Source organism: Fusobacterium sp. SYSU M8D902, from assembly GCF_040199715.1.
Taxonomy (GTDB): Bacteria; Fusobacteriota; Fusobacteriia; order Fusobacteriales; family Fusobacteriaceae; genus Fusobacterium_A.
This window is the reverse complement of record NZ_JBEFNA010000006.1, coordinates 1-18372: the sequence shown is the minus strand read 5'-3', so window position 1 is coordinate 18372 and position 18372 is coordinate 1. Positions and strand designations below refer to the sequence as shown.

At 30.4% G+C, this 18372-nt stretch carries 16 protein-coding genes and 1 tRNA gene; 13 read left to right on the top strand and 4 right to left on the bottom strand.

Features of this window, described 5'->3' with window-relative positions; genetic code table 11:
• Nucleotides 1-36: 36 nt before the first annotated feature.
• A complete protein-coding gene (gene thrS, locus ABNK64_RS04045) occupies nt 37-1950 on the top strand; it encodes a threonine--tRNA ligase (RefSeq protein WP_349763561.1) in 1914 nt (637 codons plus the stop codon).
• A 46-nt stretch (nt 1951-1996) separates the two neighbouring features.
• On the opposite strand, the gene galE is transcribed toward thrS, so the two are convergent.
• Both galE and ABNK64_RS04035 read right to left on the bottom strand, forming a co-directional pair.
• The gene (gene galE, locus ABNK64_RS04040) at nt 1997-2977 is read right to left on the bottom strand and encodes a UDP-glucose 4-epimerase GalE (RefSeq protein ID WP_291256011.1); all 981 of its coding nucleotides are present in this window, start codon (nt 2975-2977) and stop codon (nt 1997-1999) included.
• Nucleotides 2978-3010: 33 nt separating this feature from the next.
• Nucleotides 3011-3673, bottom strand: a complete 663-nt coding sequence (locus tag ABNK64_RS04035; protein WP_300389708.1) for a YczE/YyaS/YitT family protein — start codon at nt 3671-3673, stop codon at nt 3011-3013.
• Nucleotides 3674-3866: 193 nt separating this feature from the next.
• On the opposite strand from ABNK64_RS04035, the gene recA reads away from it, so the two are divergent.
• The 8 genes from recA (at nt 3867) to ilvA (ending at nt 11462) form a co-directional block, all read left to right on the top strand.
• On the top strand, nt 3867-4937 hold the full coding sequence (recA, locus tag ABNK64_RS04030) for a recombinase RecA (RefSeq protein ID WP_349763560.1): 1071 nt from the start codon (nt 3867-3869) through the stop codon (nt 4935-4937).
• Between the two features lie 185 nt (nt 4938-5122).
• Complete coding sequence (nagA, locus tag ABNK64_RS04025; protein WP_349763559.1) at nt 5123-6268, top strand: N-acetylglucosamine-6-phosphate deacetylase; 1146 nt, start codon at nt 5123-5125, stop codon at nt 6266-6268.
• Nucleotides 6269-6328: 60 nt separating this feature from the next.
• A tRNA-Leu gene (locus ABNK64_RS04020) sits at nt 6329-6417 on the top strand.
• Nucleotides 6418-6481: 64 nt separating this feature from the next.
• Nucleotides 6482-7177: a biotin--[acetyl-CoA-carboxylase] ligase gene (locus ABNK64_RS04015; protein WP_349763558.1), complete on the top strand. Its 696-nt coding sequence runs from the start codon at nt 6482-6484 to the stop codon at nt 7175-7177.
• A gap of 10 nt (nt 7178-7187) precedes the next feature.
• Nucleotides 7188-8231: a tRNA 2-thiouridine(34) synthase MnmA gene (gene mnmA, locus ABNK64_RS04010; protein ID WP_349763557.1), complete on the top strand. Its 1044-nt coding sequence runs from the start codon at nt 7188-7190 to the stop codon at nt 8229-8231.
• A gap of 146 nt (nt 8232-8377) precedes the next feature.
• Nucleotides 8378-9556 (top strand): NAD(P)-dependent malic enzyme, encoded by a 1179-nt coding sequence (locus tag ABNK64_RS04005; RefSeq protein WP_300340797.1) that lies wholly within the window; start codon nt 8378-8380, stop codon nt 9554-9556.
• Nucleotides 9557-9581: 25 nt separating this feature from the next.
• A complete protein-coding gene (locus ABNK64_RS04000; protein WP_349763556.1) occupies nt 9582-9902 on the top strand; it encodes a GRAM domain-containing protein in 321 nt (106 codons plus the stop codon).
• Between the two features lie 357 nt (nt 9903-10259).
• Nucleotides 10260-11462 (top strand): threonine ammonia-lyase, encoded by a 1203-nt coding sequence (gene ilvA, locus ABNK64_RS03995; protein ID WP_349763555.1) that lies wholly within the window; start codon nt 10260-10262, stop codon nt 11460-11462.
• A gap of 50 nt (nt 11463-11512) precedes the next feature.
• Here the strand turns inward: ilvA and ABNK64_RS03990 are convergent, their stop codons facing one another.
• Nucleotides 11513-12163, bottom strand: coding sequence for an epoxyqueuosine reductase QueH (locus ABNK64_RS03990; protein WP_349763554.1), 651 nt, complete (start codon nt 12161-12163; stop codon nt 11513-11515).
• Nucleotides 12160-14961 carry an ATP-dependent helicase gene (locus tag ABNK64_RS03985; protein ID WP_349763553.1) on the bottom strand — a complete coding sequence of 934 codons (2802 nt, stop codon included), beginning with the start codon at nt 14959-14961 and terminating at the stop codon, nt 12160-12162. Before ABNK64_RS03985 ends, ABNK64_RS03990 begins: the two co-directional genes overlap by 4 nt.
• 162 nt (nt 14962-15123) lie before the next feature.
• Between ABNK64_RS03985 and ABNK64_RS03980 the strand changes: the two genes are divergently transcribed.
• The 4 genes from ABNK64_RS03980 to ABNK64_RS03965 are packed head-to-tail and all read left to right on the top strand — an operon-like array spanning nt 15124 to nt 18171.
• Nucleotides 15124-15813, top strand: a complete 690-nt coding sequence (locus tag ABNK64_RS03980) for a YoaK family protein (protein WP_300340807.1) — start codon at nt 15124-15126, stop codon at nt 15811-15813.
• Between the two features lie 24 nt (nt 15814-15837).
• A complete protein-coding gene (locus tag ABNK64_RS03975; protein WP_349763552.1) occupies nt 15838-16503 on the top strand; it encodes a response regulator transcription factor in 666 nt (221 codons plus the stop codon).
• A complete protein-coding gene (locus ABNK64_RS03970) occupies nt 16487-17812 on the top strand; it encodes a HAMP domain-containing sensor histidine kinase (protein ID WP_349763551.1) in 1326 nt (441 codons plus the stop codon). Before ABNK64_RS03975 ends, ABNK64_RS03970 begins: the two co-directional genes overlap by 17 nt.
• 32 nt (nt 17813-17844) lie before the next feature.
• Nucleotides 17845-18171 (top strand): hypothetical protein, encoded by a 327-nt coding sequence (locus ABNK64_RS03965; RefSeq protein ID WP_349763550.1) that lies wholly within the window; start codon nt 17845-17847, stop codon nt 18169-18171.
• The last annotated feature ends 201 nt before the right edge of the window (nt 18172-18372 follow it).

Below are 18372 nucleotides of genomic sequence, written 5' to 3'. Positions count from 1 at the left end.
AGATGAAAAATTGATGATATAATAGGAGGAAAAATTATGAAAGCGATATTACCAAGTGGAGATGTAAAGGAGTTTGAAGGAGAAGTAAACTTATTTACAATAGCTAAAAGTATAAGCAATTCACTAGCTAAAAAATCAGTAGCTGCTAAAGTGAATGATGAATTGGTTGATATGTCAACTTTATTAAACGGGGAAGCTAAGGTGGAGTTTATAACTCCTGATACTGAAGATGGAGAAGAGGTTATAAGACACTCTACAGCTCACCTTATGGCACAAGCAGTAGTGAGACTTTTTCCAGGAACAAAAGTTGCAATTGGACCAGCTATAGAGAATGGATTTTATTATGATTTCGATCCAAAAGTTCAATTTACAGAGGAAGATTTAGCTAAAATAGAAGCTGAAATGAAAAAAATTGTTAAAGAGAACGAAAAAATTGAAAGAATAATGATGACTAGAGAGGATGCAATAAAGCATTTTGAAGAGTTAGGAGAAGAGTATAAAGTAGAGATAATAAAAGAGATAGCTCAAGGTGAGATGTTATCTTTCTATAAACAGGGTGAGTTTATGGATCTATGTAGAGGACCTCACGTACCTTCTACTTCATACCTAAAAGCTTTTAAATTAAAATCAGTAGCAGGAGCTTATTGGAGAGGAGACTCAAACAATAAGATGTTACAAAGAATATATGGATTTGCTTTTTCAGATGAGAAAAAATTAAAAGATTATTTAACACTATTAGAAGAGGCAGAGAAGAGAGATCATAGAAAATTAGGAAAAGAGTTAGAGTTATTCTTTATGAGTGAGTATGGACCAGGATTCCCAATATTCTTACCAAAAGGAATGGCTATTAGAAATACTCTTATAAATCTATGGAAGAGAGAGCATACACTTGCTGGATATACAGAGATAATGACACCAATTATGCTAAATAAAGAGTTATGGGAAACTTCAGGACACTGGTTTAACTATAGAGAAAATATGTATACATCAACAATAGATGAGACTGAATTTGCAATCAAACCTATGAACTGTCCAGGAGGAGTAATAACTTACAAACACCAATTACACTCATATAAAGATTTACCGATTAGATGTGGAGAGCTTGGAACTGTACATAGACACGAGTTTTCAGGAGCATTACATGGACTTATGAGAGTAAGATGTTTCACTCAAGATGACGCTCATATCTTTATGACTCCAGAGCAAATAGAGAGTGAAATTATAGGAGTAGTAAACTTAATTGATAAGTTCTATAGTAAATTATTTGGATTCGAGTATCATATAGAACTATCTACTAAACCTGAAAAAGCTATAGGATCAGATGAGATTTGGGAAAAAGCTGAATCAGCACTAGCAGGAGCTTTAGATAAAATTGGAAAACCATATAAATTAAATCCTGGAGATGGAGCATTCTACGGACCAAAATTAGACTTCAAAATTAAAGATGCTATTGGAAGAACTTGGCAATGTGGAACTATCCAGTTAGACTTTAACTTACCAGAGAGATTTGATATAAGCTATATAGGAGAAGATGGAGAGAAACATAGACCAGTTATGATACATAGAGTTGTGTATGGTTCAATAGAGAGATTCATTGGAATCTTAATTGAGCACTATGCTGGAGCTTTCCCATTATGGTTAGCACCTACTCAAGTAAAACTATTAACTATCAGTGATGAAACAGTTCCATATGCAAAAGAGATATACAATATCTTATTAGAAAAAGGAATAAGAGTTGAGTTAGATGATAGAGCTGAATCTATAGGTTACAAAATTAGAGAAGCTAATGGAAAATACAAAGTTCCTGTTCAATTAATCATAGGTAAAAATGAAGTTGAGAACAGAGAAGTTAATGTAAGAAGAAGAGGATCACAAGAGCAAGTTTCAATGAAATTAGATGAATTTGTAAATATGATCGTAGCAGAAGCAGAAGTAAAATTTGATAAGTAATAAAAGAGAGTGGTATGGGAAACTATACCACTCTTTTGTAATTGATTTAGATTTTATTTCTTAAATTCCATTCCCAAGCTGTTCTTATAATGTCTTTAACATCAGTATAAACTGGTTTCCAGTTAAGCTCAGCCACAGCTTTTTTACTAGAGGCAATAACACAAGGTGGATCTCCAGCTCTTCTACCAGTAAATTCAGCAGGTATATCTATTTTTGTAACCTCTTTAGCAGAGTTTAGCATCTCTAAAACAGAGAATCCATTACCATTTCCTAAATTGTAGATATTGCTTTTATTTTCAGCTAACTTATTAAGTGATAGAATGTGTGCTCTTACTAGATCAACAACATGTATATAATCTCTAATTCCAGTTCCATCTTTAGTATCAAAATCATTTCCATAGATAGATAGCTTAGGAATATCTCCTTTAGCAGCTTTTAATATAAGTGGAATAAGAGCAGTTATCCCCTCACCTTTTTGTCCGATATTATGTTTTTCATGTGCTCCACCAACATTAAAATATCTGAAAATAGAGTAGTTTAATCCATAAGCAGCAGCTGAATCCATAATAATTCTCTCAGACATCAATTTACTCATTCCATATGGATTGATAGGAAGTGTTGAGTGAGTCTCTTCAACTGGCTCAGGCTCTTTTACATCTCCATATACAGCAGCTGTAGATGAGAATACAATATTTTTAACATTGTGTTTTCTCATTGATTCTATAAGACACATTACAGTATAAGTATTGTTAAGATAGTATTTGTTAGGTTCAACAACACTTTCAGGGACTTTTATATATCCAGCAAAATGCATAACAGCATCTATTTTATTTTCTGAAAATATAGTATCCATAATAGAAGAATCTTGAACATTTCCTTGATAAAATTTAGCTCTTTTATCAACTAACTCTATAAAACCATTTTCAAGAGAGTCTACAACTACAACCTCATATCCTGAATCAAGAAGTTCAGCCACAGCATGACTTCCAATATAACCAGCACCACCAGTAACTAATATATTTTTCATCTAATATCCTCCTAATTATATTAATAAAAATTTTTAATGTTTTTGTATGTATCTTCTAGGAAATAAGATTTCAGAAGGAATGGAAATTCTTTTGTGGAAAAATTTAATAAAAACTCCATTAAAGAGAAACATAATTAGTGTTCCTATTCCAATTCCTGTAAAATCAAAACCATTATATATTCCAAAGCTAATTGCCAAAATAAGAGGAACTCCTAAATAGACAAGATTAGCTTTTTTAATATCAGAGATTAAATATTCGTTAACCGTTTGTAAAAATTGATCAAATGGATTGAGAGCTATATTTAATCTAAGATAGACCGAAATTCCAGCTGAAAGTACTGTATCTCCAATTAAAAATATTAAAATTCTCAATAGATAGTTTTCAAATGAAATAGTAGAAAAGAGATTTAAAAACATATCTAAAAATATTCCAAAGATATAGGCTACAAAAAATGAACCTATCAATCTAAAAAGATTAAACTTTTTAGATATAATGATAATAGGTATATAGACTAAAAAATTTAAAATTATAGTACAGACACCTATCTGTAGATGTGAAGATCGTGCAATCCCCATACTAGCCGCTATCCATGGACCACTACCAATATTACTTTTTATTAACAAACAGTTTCCAAAAGAATTTACAAATATAGAAAATACCCAGAGAGAGTACTTTTTCAAAAAATTCATATACATATATCTGTTCACCCAAATCAATATAATGTTTTATAAGATTAACTGAATTATAGCATAAAACTAGAGTAAAAAAAAGTTAAATTTCTTCTTATCTATATTTATAGAAAATTATATTTACAAAATAATTATAATGTGCTATATTATTAATAGATATAGATATACAATTTTTATAAATAAAGAATAGGTGATGAACATGGCTGTAAAAAAAGAAGAGATGAGTAAAGAAAAAGCTTTGGAACAGGCACTTACAAAGATTACAAAAGATTTTGGAGAGGGTTCCATTATGAAGTTGGGGAGCAATCTTAATATGGAGATAGATGTTATATCTACAGGAAGTCTAAATATAGATATAGCTCTAGGTGTTAATGGTGTTCCTAAGGGAAGGATAGTAGAGATCTATGGTGCAGAGAGTTCAGGAAAAACAACGATAGCTCTTCATGTTGTAGCACAAGCTCAAAAAAATAATGGAATAGTGGCTTATATTGATGCTGAACATGCATTAGATCCTGAATATGCTAAAGTTTTAGGAGTTAATGTAGATGAATTATTGATATCACAACCAGATTATGGAGAACAGGCATTGGAGATTGCTGATATGTTAGTGAGATCTGGGGCTGTAGATTTGATTGTTATTGACTCTGTAGCTGCTCTAGTACCTAAAGCTGAAATAGATGGTGAGATGTCAGATCAACAAATGGGATTACAGGCAAGATTGATGTCGAAAGCTTTAAGAAAATTAACAGGATCTCTAAATAAATCAAAAACTACTATGATATTTATAAATCAGATAAGAGATAAGATAGGAAGTTTTGGATTTGGACCTCAGACTACAACAACAGGAGGAAAGGCATTAAAGTTTTATGCTTCAGTTAGAATGGAAGTGAAAAAAGTTGGAAGTGTAAAGCAGGGAGATGAGATAATAGGGAATGAAACTGTTGTAAAAATAACTAAAAATAAGGTAGCACCACCATTTAAAGAGGCTAATTTTCAAATAATGTATGGTAAAGGAATAACAAGAGTAGGAGAGATATTTGAATTAGCTTTAGATAATGACATTGTTTCAAAGTCTGGAGCTTGGTTTAGTTTTGGAGATATCAGACTAGGACAGGGAAAGGAAAATGTTAAGAATAGACTAGAAGAGGAAAAGGAACTTTTTAAAATGATAGAGGAAAAAGTACTTGAGATTCTAAAAAATGGTGAGGCAAAAAAGAAAAAAATAGTTGTTGAGGATAGTGAGACAGAGGAAATAGAGAGCGAAAATTAAAGAGATTAGAGTGTGGTCAGGGAATGAAGAGAATAAAAATAAAATACAGTAGATATGTGCATACAGAATCAACTTTCTTAGAAAAATTAAAAAAAATCATTGTTAAAATAATAAAAATGTAATAAAATATTAATGTAAGGCAGATATATTGATTTTAAAATTCAAGGTTTAAGAGGGGGATTCTTATGTCAGGATTAATATTAACAAATGCTAAAATAGTTTTACCAGATAGAATAATAAATGGAGCAATCGTATTAAGAGATGGAAAGATAAAGAAGATCTATGAAGGAACTATGTTTGGAGAATTAGGTGGAATAGATGTAGAGGGAAGATATGTAGTTCCAGGATTTATAGATGTTCATATTCATGGTGCAGGTGGTGCTGATGCTATGGATAATAGCGAAGAGGCATTGAGAACTATATCTAAATTTATAGTTAAACACGGAACAACTAACTTTTTAGCAACAACTTTGACAAGTGATAAAGAGACATTAAAAGAGGTATTGGAAAAAATAGGAAAATTACAAAATGAGAGAATAGAAGGTGCAAATATATTTGGTGCACATATGGAAGGACCATATTTTGATGTTCAATATAAGGGAGCTCAAAATGATAAATATATTAAACCAGCTGGAATTCAGGAGATTGAAGAGTATCTAAATGTAAAACCAGGACTTGTAAAATTATTTTCAATGGCTGCTAAGGGAGAAGGTGCTCTAGAATCTATAAAATACTTAAAAGAGAAAAATGTAGTAGTTTCAGTAGGACACTCTGGTATCTCTTTTGAAGAGGTTCAAGAAGCTGTAAAAGCAGGAGTATCACATGCTACTCATACATATAATGGAATGAAAGGATTCACTCATAGAGAACCTGGTGTAGTGGGTGCTGTAATGGTTAATGATAATGTTAATGCAGAGATAATTTTTGATAAGATCCACGTACATCCAGAAGCAGTAAGACTTTTAATAAAAGCTAAGGGTGTAGACAGAGTACTATGTATAACTGATGCTATGTGTGCTACAGGTTTACCTGATGGAAATTATAAATTAGGTGAATTAGATGTATATGTAGGAGATGGACAAGCTAGACTTGTAAGTAATAATAGTTTAGCAGGAAGTGTACTTACTATGGATAAAGCATTTAAACATATGATAGAGTTAGGATATAGTATATTTGATGCAGTTAAGATGACAAGTACAAACGCTGCTAAAGAGTTTGGTTTAAATGCAGGTGTTCTTCAAGAGGGTAAAGATGCAGATATAGTTTTATTAAATCCAGATTATAGTGTTGAGATGACTGTAGTAAAAGGAGAAATAAAATTCCAAGCTTAATAAAAAAATATTGACAAAATAATATAAATATAGTAGAATAAATTTGTTGTGAAGGCAACTGCCTGGATGGCGGAACAGGTAGACGCACAGGACTTAAAATCCTGTGGTATTTAGTTACCGTGCCGGTTCGATTCCGGCTCTAGGCACCACTTTGTAGATTAGCACATCTTTTAGATGTGCTTTTTTTATAATCAAAATTAGAAAGAGGTTGAGATGCGAGTATTTAAGTTTGAAGAGATTGATTCTACAAATAAATATTTAAAATCTAGAAAAGAGTTGAAAAATTACGATTGTGTTATAGCTCAGACTCAAACTGCTGGGGTAGGACGACGAGGTAATAGATGGGTTTCTAATATGGGAATGGCTCTTTTTTCTTTTGCTTTACAAGAGGATAGGAGCAAAGAGATAGAGGAGTATAAAAGACTTCCCTTAATAGTTGGAATATCTATTTTATCAGCTTTAAAAAAAATAGAGGATTTAGACTATAAGTTTAAATGGACAAATGATATATATTTAGAAGATAAGAAATTGAGTGGTGTTTTAGTAGAGAAAATAGATGATTTTTTTATAATTGGTATAGGTATCAATATTAATAATTTGGATTTTGGATATGCTCAAGAGAGTGCTATCTCTCTAAAAAAAGTTACAAATAGACACTATATTATTGATGATGTTATCTATTGCATAATAAATGAGTTTAAACTTTATTTGGAAAAAGAGTGGACAGAGATTTTAAAGGAGATAGAGCATTATGATTATCTTTTAAATAGACAAATAGAGGTAATAAACGATAGGAAATCTCTTGGAGTAGGTATTGCCACAGGAATAGATAGAGATGGAAAGCTTTCTGTTAATATAGCTGGAGAGAGTTTAAAGTTTGATATAGGAGAGATACATATAAAAAAATAAAGAGGTGCTAATGGATAAAAATAGAGTAGTTATAGGTATGAGTGGTGGAATAGATTCCTCAGTATCTGTACATTTATTGTTACAGGAGGGATATGAGGTTATTGGGGTAACACTTAATCATAAAAAAGAGGATTCTTTGAAATATGAGATTCAAGCAGCACAAAAAGTTGCTGAATTTTTTAATATAAAGCATAGAGTTGTAGATATAGAAGAGATTTTTCAAAAAGAGGTAATAGATGACTTTTTAAGAGGTTATTCTAGCGGGATAACACCCTCGCCTTGTGTTATATGTGATGAGAGAGTAAAGATGAAGATACTCTTTGATATAGCAGAGGAAGAGGGAGCTTACTATATAGCTACAGGTCACTATTGCTCAACAGAGTTTAATGATGAGTATAGAAGAGTACTGTTAAAAAGAGCTGAGGATATAAAAAAAGACCAAAGCTATATGCTATATAGACTTACAGGAGAGAGGATAGAAAGACTTTTATTTCCTCTGTTTAAATATACAAAAAGTGAGATAAGAGAGATTGGTAAAAGTATAAATTTAGAGATACATGATAAAAAGGATAGTCAAGGAATTTGTTTTGCTAAGGCTGGGTATATAGATTTTTTAAGAGCTAATTTGAAAGATGAGATAAAAAAGGGAGATTTTGTAGATAGCAGTGGTAAGAAGATGGGAGAACATCAAGGTTATCAACTTTATACAATTGGTCAGAGAAGAGGCTTAGATCTAAAATTACCAAGAGCCTATTTTATTACCCAGATAATACCAGAGAGAAATGAGATTGTTTTAGGTGAGTATGAGGAACTAGCCAAGAAGAGAGTTGAGCTAGTGGAGTGTAAATTTGCCGTTCCACTAGAAGAGTTAGTTGGAAAAGAGTTAATAGGTAGACCAAGATTTTCAAGTATAGGGGCTTTGGGAATGATAGTAGAAAAGGAAGATAAAGTATATTTTGAATATAATGTAGATAATGTACAAAATGCCCCTGGTCAGCATCTAGTTATTTATTCTGGAGATTTTGTATTAGGTGGTGGAATGATAAAATATTAAAAAAATTTTTTCAAAAAAATATTTTGAGAAAATAATGTACTGTAATAGTTATTTGCTACAAAAATAATACACAAAATCCTTTACTTATTTTATGAAAAGGAATATAATGAGAATGTAAGGAAAAAAATCTAACTGGAGGAATGAAAATGGCAGATGTATATGAGAGAGCATTAGAGCTACATGAACAAAATAAAGGTAAATTATCAGTAGTTTCTAAAGTTAAAGTAGAAAATAGAGAGGATTTAAGCTTAGCATACTCTCCAGGAGTAGCAGAACCTTGTAGAAAAATAGCAGCAAATAAAGAGGATGTATATAAATATACAGGAAAAGGAAATTTAGTAGCAGTGGTTACAGATGGAACTGCTGTTTTAGGATTGGGAGATATTGGACCAGAGGCTGCACTTCCTGTAATGGAGGGAAAATGTGTGCTATTTAAAGAGTTTGGAGATGTTGATGCTATTCCAATTTGTTTAAATACTAAAGATCCTGAAGAGATAATAAGAACAGTTAAACTAATAGCACCAGGTCTAGGGGGAATAAACTTAGAGGATATTTCTGCCCCAAGATGTATTGAGATAGAGACAAGATTAAAAGCTGAATTAGATATACCTGTATTTCATGATGACCAACACGGAACAGCTATAGTTGTTGCAGCTGGAGTTATAAATGCCTTAAAAGTTGTAAATAAAAAGATTGAGGATATAAAAGTAGTTGTAAATGGAGCTGGAGCAGCTGGAAGTTCTATAATAAAATTGATAAAAAAATTAGGTGCAAAAGAGATAATGGCTGTAGATAGAGTTGGAATTTTAAGAAGAAGTGAAAAAGATAAGTATGACTTCTCTAAAAAAGAGTTGGCTGAGATTACAAACTCACAAGATATAAGTGGTGGACTTGCAGAAGCAATAGTAGGTGCAGATGTATTTGTAGGAGTATCAGCTCCAAATGTATTGACAAAAGATATGGTGAGAACTATGAATAGAGATGCTATCGTTTTTGCTATGGCAAACCCTACACCAGAAATTATGCCAGAGGATGCTTTAGAGGCTGGAGCAGCAATAGTAGGAACAGGAAGATCTGACTATCCAAACCAAATCAATAACGTTTTAGTATTCCCAGGATTATTTAAAGGTGCATTGAGAGCAAAATCTAAAAAAATAACTGAAGAGATGAAAATAGCTGCAGCTAAAGGTTTAGCATCATTGATAAAAGATGAGGAGTTAGAGAAAAACTATATTATTCCAGATCCTTTTGATAAAAGAGTTTCAGAAGCTGTTGCGAGTGCAGTAGAAAAACTAGCAAAAGAGCAAGGAATTTGTAGAGAGTAAAAAAATATAAGGAATGGGGGAGAATATGGCAGAGATGAAATTAGTTGAAGGTGAAGAGTTATTAATAAAAAAACAAGTTTCACACATAAAAACATTACTTGTTGTACCACAACCAAATCCAGGAAATTTATTTATAACAAATAAAAGAGTTGTCTTTACTCCAACTCAAGGGCGTTCTAGCTCAGCATTTGAATATAAATTAGAGGAGATAGCTTCATTTTCTGTAGGACTTATGAATACAATAACTCTTTTAACTAAAGATGGAGAAAAGCATAAATTAAGTGGATTGTTTAATAAAAGTATAATAGAAGTATTGGAAAAAATTAATATAACAAGAGAAAAATAAGTATTTTATAATTCTCTAGGGAAAAACTACCAGTAAAAATAAAATTTATTGGTAGTTTTTTTTAATTAAAAATAAATATTATTTATTTAAATAGCGAGTATATAAAAAAAGAAAAATAAAAGAGAATAAATCTACATTTATTTTAATTTTCTTTAAACTGAAAACAACTAAGTTTTATTCACAAACAAATCAATATATATAAATAAATATATGCTAGTATAATAATTAATAAAATATATTTTAATTCTACAAAACAAAGAATTTTTTTTATAAAAAATAGTACGAAATTTGACTAAAATGAATTATAAGTTTATAATTGTATTATAAAGCAAACTTATTCTTTGAGGAGGAGTAAAAATGACTGTAACTTTAGAAAGAATTAAAAAAGCAAAAGAAACGATAGAAAACTCAATAAAAAGAACACCTTTAATAGAGTGTCCAACATTAGAAGAAGAGTTTGGTGGAAAGGTATTTTTTAAATTAGAAAATCTACAAAAAACAGGATCTTTTAAAGTGAGAGGAGCTTTAAATAGAATAGCTAATTTGACTGAAGAGGAGAAAAAAAGAGGAGTAATAGCATCTTCAGCTGGAAATCATGCTCAAGGAATAGCTTTAGGAGCAACAGCTCAAGGAATAAAAGCCACAATTGTTATGCCTGAGACAGCACCAATAGCAAAAGTAGCAGCAACTAAAGGATATGGTGGGCAAGTTGTATTACATGGAAGTGTTTATGATGATGCTTTTGCAAAAGCTTGTGAGATACAAAAAGAAACAGGTGCAGTATTTTTACACCCATTTGATGATGATGATGTAATAGCTGGACAGGGAACAATAGGACTTGAAATATTAGAAGATGCAAATGATATAGATACAGTGTTAGTTCCAATAGGAGGAGGAGGTATCTTAGCTGGAATAGCAACAGCAGTGAAATCTCTTAATCCAAATATAAGAGTAATAGGTGTAGAGTCAGAAAATGCAGCTTCAATGACAGAAGCTCTTAAAAACGGTGAGTGTTGTGAAGTTTGTGCTCAACCTACAATTGCAGATGGAATAGCAGTAAAAAAAGTTGGTTGTAAAACATTAGAGTTAGTAAAAAAATATGTAGATGAAGTAGTTACAGTTTCAGAAGCTGAGATAGCAGAAGCAATACTATTCTTGATGGAGAAGAGTAAAGTTGTAGCAGAGGGAGCAGGAGCTACACCACTAGCAGCAATCTTAGCTGGAAAAATAGATTGTAAAAATAAAAAGACTTGTGCAGTTGTATCTGGAGGAAATATAGATATAAACTTAGTTGAAAGAGTTTTAAACAGAGCCTTGATAAATAAGGGTAGAAGATATCAATTCAAAGTAAAGGTACACGATAGATTTGGAGAGATAGAAAAACTTTTAGGACTACTTACAGCTAATAGAGCCAATGTGTTACATATAACTCAAAGTATGTATAATGGTGATTTAGGAATAACTATGCAAGAGGTAACATTGGTTATGGAGTGTAGTGATATCCAACATAGAGATAGAGTGTTAGAGAAGATAAGAGAAGCTGGTTATGAGATAAAATAGATTAGTAATAGAGTAGCTTAAGTAAAAACCTAAGCTACTCTAATTTCTATTTAAACTGTTGTTTGAGATGATTCTTTGATCTTTTTATACTCCTCTCTTTCCATTTTTGAAAAGACACAACCACAGTAATCTTGTCTATAGAGATTATACTCTTTAGAGATATTTACAGACTGGGCATAACGATTTTTCTTTTTAAAATCTCCATTTAAAAATTTAACTTGGTATTTTTCACCTAAGCTTTCTCCAAGTTCATTTATCCATTGAGAGTTTTTCATAGGGCTGATACTAAGAGCTGTAGAAAAATAGTCAAATTCAAGCTCTTTAGCTTTTAAGGCAGTTTCTTCCAAACGCAGACCATAACAACTAAAACATCTTTCTCCTCCCTCTTTTACTTTCTCTAATCCCTTGACTTTTTCAAAAAAATCCTCTCGAGGACTATACCTTCCCTCGATAACTTCAATAGGATAGTTTCTCTCCTCTAGATATTTTTTTTGCTCCTCCAATCTTTTAGTATATTCATCTTCAAATGTAATGTTAGGATTATAGAAAAATATTGTAATATGGAAATATTTTAAAAGATACTCTATTACAGCACAGCTACAAGGAGCACAACAAGAGTGCAGAAGAAGTTTTGGTTTTCTTTCCAAGTTTTGAATTTTTTCTATCTCCTTTTCCATTAGTAAATCATAATTTTGCTTCAAGATTCCTCCTTAATCATACAATAATAATTAAACTCACATTTAGAACATTTATCATCAAATTTTCTTGGTGGAAAATTTTTCTTTAAAAGTTCAGATGCGATTATATCAAATTTTTCAACACTTTTTTCAATGTTAGAACTATCTAAATCAATCTCAATTTTAGAATTTTCCTCATCAATATAATAGAGAGATGCCTTAATATTTTCTAAGGAGTATTTGTCCTTTAAAAGATAAGCATAGATCTCCAATTGATGTTTATAGATTTCAAATCTACTTTTATCAAATTTACCTGTTTTAAAATCAATAATCTCTATTCCCAAAGGAGTTTTTTTAACAAGATCCAAAGTACCAATCATAATATAGTTTTTTTCAATACTGTATGCTTCAAATTCAGTGGCAACTATATCTTCTAAATTGCTATTTTCAAGATAGTTACTAATATGGTATCTAACTTTTTCACGAATCTCTACTGGGAAGTTGGTTTTAAGTTCTTTTTCTAAAGAGTTACCAATATCGTTGATAATCTCCTCTAAATTATTATCAAAAAGATTTGCTAGAAAATCTCTGTGAACCTTTTCAATTACCCTATGTACAAAAATTCCATAAAAAGTGTCCTTAGAATAGAACGGTTTAAATTTAAAATCCTTAATAAATCTATATTTTAAAGGGCAAAAATCATAGAGAAGAATATGCCCAGTATAAGATAGAAGTGGTTTTATCTCAACTTTTTTTAAAGTTTCAACATTCAAGTTTTCCAATTTAAATTTTTCATCAGTAACATATGGAATTGATTCATAGATAGATCTAAAAGTTCGTGAAGGAAGTTCATTTTTTCCAGATCTATTCTCTATGCTAGTAAGAACTAGAAGATTTTGAGCACGAGAAAAGGCTGTATAGTATATTCTCCAAAAATCAAACTCACTCTTCTTATCTCTAGGTTCAAAATTATCATCTAATCTCAAAAGTTCACATAGTACGTCCTCTTCAGTTTTCTCCTTGAAAGCTGGAGTTGAATCTAAAGAGCCTACAATAACAATAGGAAATTCAAGACCCTTAGCTTGATGAAAAGTTAAAAATGGAATTGCTCCTAAAGGGAACTCCTCTTTATTTTCATATTCATCAATTTTTTTATGGTAGAGATTTTTTAAATAAACATTAAAAAAGTATTTTATAACTTTTTCAACATCATCTTTTTGAATATCTTCAACCTTTGATAATCTTTCAAATTTTTCTAAGAGTTCAGAAAAAACTCCTAAGTTGTAAGTCTCTCTTCCCTCTTTTACATTGTTGATATCAATTTTAATAAAATTTTTAAAAGTATCAAATTGGAGAAGAGAGTAAAATATTTTTCTAAAACTTGGAATAAAAAGAGTCGTTTCATATGAGTTCTCTTTTCTTTTTTCAACTAACCAGCTATAGAGTTCTTCATCATTTTTTATAACTTTTTTAAGAAGAGTAAGACACTCTTTATAGTAATCAAAAATTCTATTTCCACGATTTTGTACCTCATCAAGTATTAGATATTTACAGTGTGGAAAATATACTAAAAGAGCCCCAATTACCAATTTTATCTCTGATCTATCAAAAAAATCTTTTGATCTAGGTGAGTATATAGGAATACCTAAACTTTCTAGATGTTTTTTTAGCTCTTTTACATTGGATGATTGAACACTTCTAAAAAGAAATGCTACTTGACTATAGTCTTCGATCTTATTTGTAGTTTTTAAATTTTTAATAAATTTATATATATTATCCTTCCATTTTTTTTCAGAATCTCCACCTATTCTGACTACTCCACTATAGTCTGGAAAAGAGCTATCAGCAGGAGGGACAATATCTTTTCTAAAACGGAACTCTCTCCAATTGATGAGATTTATCCACCTGTTACAAAATCTAATAATATCTTCGTGTGAACGATAATTGATATCTAAATTTATTTTTTTACACACTCCCTGTTCAAATCTCTCTGGAAATTGGAGAATGTTTTTAATGGAAGCTCCTCTAAAACGATAAATTCCTTGATCATCATCACCTACAACACAGATATTTTTATATTTTTCACCAAGCAAAAAGATTATTTTTTCTTGGATACTATTGGTATCTTGATATTCATCTATCATTATGTAGTGCATTTTATTTTTTAATTTTTCAAGAACCTCTTCATTGTGGAGTATTCTATACATCTCTCTTTGAATAGTTGTAAAATCTATGATATTCTCTTCTACTAGCATCTCGTGATATCTCTTATGAGCACTCTTTAAAAATAGGATTTTTTTATTTTCAGTTTTGAGATTATCTAATCTTCTTCCCTCTTCATTGATTTTATTTAACCAGAATAATATCTTTTGACTTCTCTCCCAACTGTTATTAGCAGGAATATCCCTAAAAAATTCACGATACCCCTCTAACTCACTAAAATTTTTAATTCTACTATATATAAAAAATTGTTGGTCAACATCATCTAATACTCTATACCCTGATCTAAAGAAAGAGTATTCAATATTTTCATCAATGAGTCTTAAAAATATTGAGTGTAGTGTTCCAATATACATCTCATATAGATTTATCTTGTGTCCCAACTCTTTCAATCGTTCAGATATTCTTGTAATCAATTCTCTAGCAGCCTTTTCTGTAAAGGTAGAGAGAAAAATATTTTCAGGTTTAACTTTTTTTTCAGTTAAAAGGTATATAGTTCTTTCTACCAGTGTTCTAGTTTTTCCAGAACCAGGTCCAGAGATAAGAAGAAGTGGACCTTCTGTAGTAGTGACAGCTTCAAATTGTTTGGTATTTAAATTCATATACTATTCCTCCTCTCTCATTGAGAGTATTATACCATATATCTATTTTTTTCTCATTTCTTTTTAAAAATAGAATTTTGAGATAAGAGTATAATATATACTTGAAATTTTCTAAAAAAAAGGGTATGATTTCTTAGTATACCAATAATTTAGGGGGAAAAAATGAGGGTTTTACATAGACTTTTATTAAATTGGATCTATATGTTATGTTTTTTGGGGGGATTTATAAATACTATAAGTATTGCAAAGTATTCCTATACAGTTTCACATTTTACAGGGCATGTATCAAAAGCTGCTATCAATATAGGAGATGGAAATTTTTTAGAGGTATTTAAAATTATGTCCATTATAATAGCTTTTGTTTTTGGCTCTACTATCTCAGGATATTTGGTTGATGGAAGAGAGTTTAACCTAAAGAGACGTTATGGATATTCAATGTTTACATTGGGATGTGGATTATTACTACTCTATGCAACAGTAAAAGATACCTGGATCTTCTTTTACTATCTACCATTTATGATAGGAGTTCAAAATGGGCTCTTTATATCATATAAGGGAGTTGTTGTGAGAACAAGTCATATAAGTGGGAATCTAACAGATACTGGAGTGTATATAGGGCACTGTTTGAAGGGAAAAAAACAGGATAAATGGAAAGTTTACTTCTGTATAGTTACAGTGTTGGTATTTTTATTGGGAAGTTTTTTTGGGATAGAGTTCTATTATTTATTGAGGGATAAGGTGTTTATAATAGCTGGGTTTGGATATATACTCATAGCTTGTATATATTTTTCATTGAGACACAGATATAGACATGTTCTCCATCTAACTGATGAACACTATCATTTTCAATAGCTTTATAGATTGAAAGGGGAATTGATGAAGAGAAAGATATTGATAATAGAAGATGAAAAAAGTTTAGTAAATGTTTTACAGGATAACTTTAAACAGGAAGGTTTTAGTGTTGTTGTAGCTTATAATGGAGAAGAGGGGATAGAAAAATTTTATTTAGAGAGTCCTCAATTGGTTCTTTTAGATATAAATCTTCCTAAAAAGACAGGTTGGGAAGTTTGTAAAGAGATAAGAAAGGTTTCAACACTACCAATACTTATGATGACAGCTAGAGATTCAGATGAAGATGAGTATAGAGGACTTGATCTAGGAGCAGATGACTATATTACTAAGCCGTTTAATTTGAAGATTTTAACTTTAAAAGTAAAAAAGCTGTTGAAGTTAGATGATGTAAGTATATATAAATTTGAAGATTTTTCATTTGATGCTAAAAAAGGTGAGATAATCATTGAAAATAGTAGTATTGAACTTACAAGGAGAGAGATACAATTTTTAGAGTATATGATAAAAAATAAGGGAATAATATTTTCAAGAGAGTATCTTTTGAATGAGGTATGGGGTTTTGACTTTGATGGAGATGATAGAGTAGTAGATACCTTGGTAAAGAGAGTTAGAAAAAAGATGGACAAGTATAGCTATCTGTTGAAAACAGTGAGAGGTATGGGGTATAGCTTTGATGAGAGTAAGAATTAATCTATTTAGAAAAATATTTATTTTTTCAATATTTTTAGTTATATTTACAGTGACACTTAGTTATGTTTTTAGTGTTTTTGTGGCAGATTCATTTTATATAGCTAGAAAAAAGAGTGAGATAAAAAAGATAGTTCCAACAGTAAAAAGATTGATGATTGATGAGAAGATTTTTGAAGACTATGTTGAAGATATTAGAAACACTCAAGGGATAGATATATATATTTCAAATAACAATTACTATGATTCTTTTTATGGAATAGAGTATAAGGATAATTTTGATGATATAAAAGATGGATTTCATATTAACAATCTTGAACAGGGACACATAATGTTACTGGTATATAAGGAAAAGTTATCTCCAGAGAAAACTTTGTTTTTAAGCACATCACTATCTGTTATGAGTATGCATAGACATGAGGTATATTTTCTAAATTTAATCACCTTAGTAATAACATTGATCTTAAGTATAATTATAAGTAGGATATTTGCAAAAAAGATCACAAAAAATATATATGAGTTAAATAGGGTTGCAAAAAAAATTACAAAGCTAGATTTTTCCGAAAAAGCAGTAGTCAATACAAGTGATGAATTGTTAGAGCTAAGTGAGAATATAAATACTATGTCAAGAAGTCTCTCATTATCAATAGATAACTTAAAATCCTTTGTTTCCAATGCTTCACATGAGTTAAAAACACCTATCTCTGTTATAAATTCTCATGCACAATATTTATTGAAAGGAAGTTTGAAGAGTGAGGAGGAGCAGAGGAGATATTACAAGGCTATATTAAAAGAGAGTAATAATATGAATGAACTAGTTCAATCACTACTTTTACTATCTAGGTTATCCTCTGTAGGTTTAAAAATAGATAAGGAGGATTTAGATTTAAAACTAATAATAAAAAATAGTATTGAGAAATATGAGTTTTTGGAGTTGCAAAAGGATATTCAATGGAATATAGAGTTAGAAAGAGTGATGTTAGAAGGGAATAAAAAGTTCATTCAGATAGCAGTTGACAATATTGTTCAAAATGCTTTAAAATACTCACCAGAAGAGAGTGAGATAAGGATATATCAAGAGGGAGATTGTGTTAGATTTGAAAATCTAACAATGATAAGAGAAAATTTAAGTGAAGATAATCTACTACAACCATTTGCTAGAGGAGATAATGCTACTGAATTAAAGATTGATGGTCACGGATTAGGACTTTCAATTATAAAGAAAATTTTAGAGCTTCATAGTATTCCATTTGATATCGAGATAAGAGAAGAGAAATTTATTTTTAGTTTGACATATTTAAGTCATAAATAAAAGATATACTTATTTTAAGAGGTGATTATATATTGAAAAGATTATTAGGAATATTGATGATGATATTAACAATAAGTGTAATAAGTTTTGCTAAAGATAATATTGAGGAAACTGATAGAGAGATAATTCCAAGACACATACACAGAATGCATAAGATGGGACATCATAGAAATGATCCAGAAACAGTTGAAGCAAGATCGGTTATAGAAGCTAAGAAATTAGAGATAAGAAAAGAATTATTAAATGAGAACCCAGATTGGGAAAAGATAGAGAAATTGAATATAGAGATGGCAACTGAAGAAGCTAAATTGAGAACAAAGAGAATGAAGTTAAACTTTGAAAAAGAGTGCAAACATTAATAACTTTATAGAAGAAAAGAGATACACTACACACTTTTGTACCTCTTTAAAGGAAAAAATAAGAATTTCATATATTAAAAAATGAGAGGATTTTTCCTCTCATTTAATCTATATATCTAAATTCAACTTTCTTACCCTCAAAGGCTACTCCTATTTTTACAATATCTTTTACACCTTTACTTTCTAAGAATTGTGTATATT

Coding starts and splice junctions, on each gene's coding strand:
- ABNK64_RS03975 (WP_349763552.1), top strand. CDS start 15,838: ATGAAGAGAAAGATATTGATAATAGAAGATGAAAAAAGTTTAGTAAAT.
- mnmA (WP_349763557.1), top strand. CDS start 7,188: ATGGATAAAAATAGAGTAGTTATAGGTATGAGTGGTGGAATAGATTCC.
- ABNK64_RS03980 (WP_300340807.1), top strand. CDS start 15,124: ATGAGGGTTTTACATAGACTTTTATTAAATTGGATCTATATGTTATGT.
- thrS (WP_349763561.1), top strand. CDS start 37: ATGAAAGCGATATTACCAAGTGGAGATGTAAAGGAGTTTGAAGGAGAA.
- ABNK64_RS04035 (WP_300389708.1), bottom strand. CDS start 3,673: ATGTATATGAATTTTTTGAAAAAGTACTCTCTCTGGGTATTTTCTATA.
- ABNK64_RS04015 (WP_349763558.1), top strand. CDS start 6,482: ATGCGAGTATTTAAGTTTGAAGAGATTGATTCTACAAATAAATATTTA.
- galE (WP_291256011.1), bottom strand. CDS start 2,977: ATGAAAAATATATTAGTTACTGGTGGTGCTGGTTATATTGGAAGTCAT.
- ABNK64_RS04005 (WP_300340797.1), top strand. CDS start 8,378: ATGGCAGATGTATATGAGAGAGCATTAGAGCTACATGAACAAAATAAA.
- recA (WP_349763560.1), top strand. CDS start 3,867: ATGGCTGTAAAAAAAGAAGAGATGAGTAAAGAAAAAGCTTTGGAACAG.
- nagA (WP_349763559.1), top strand. CDS start 5,123: ATGTCAGGATTAATATTAACAAATGCTAAAATAGTTTTACCAGATAGA.
- ABNK64_RS03970 (WP_349763551.1), top strand. CDS start 16,487: ATGAGAGTAAGAATTAATCTATTTAGAAAAATATTTATTTTTTCAATA.
- ilvA (WP_349763555.1), top strand. CDS start 10,260: ATGACTGTAACTTTAGAAAGAATTAAAAAAGCAAAAGAAACGATAGAA.
- ABNK64_RS04000 (WP_349763556.1), top strand. CDS start 9,582: ATGGCAGAGATGAAATTAGTTGAAGGTGAAGAGTTATTAATAAAAAAA.
- ABNK64_RS03985 (WP_349763553.1), bottom strand. CDS start 14,961: ATGAATTTAAATACCAAACAATTTGAAGCTGTCACTACTACAGAAGGT.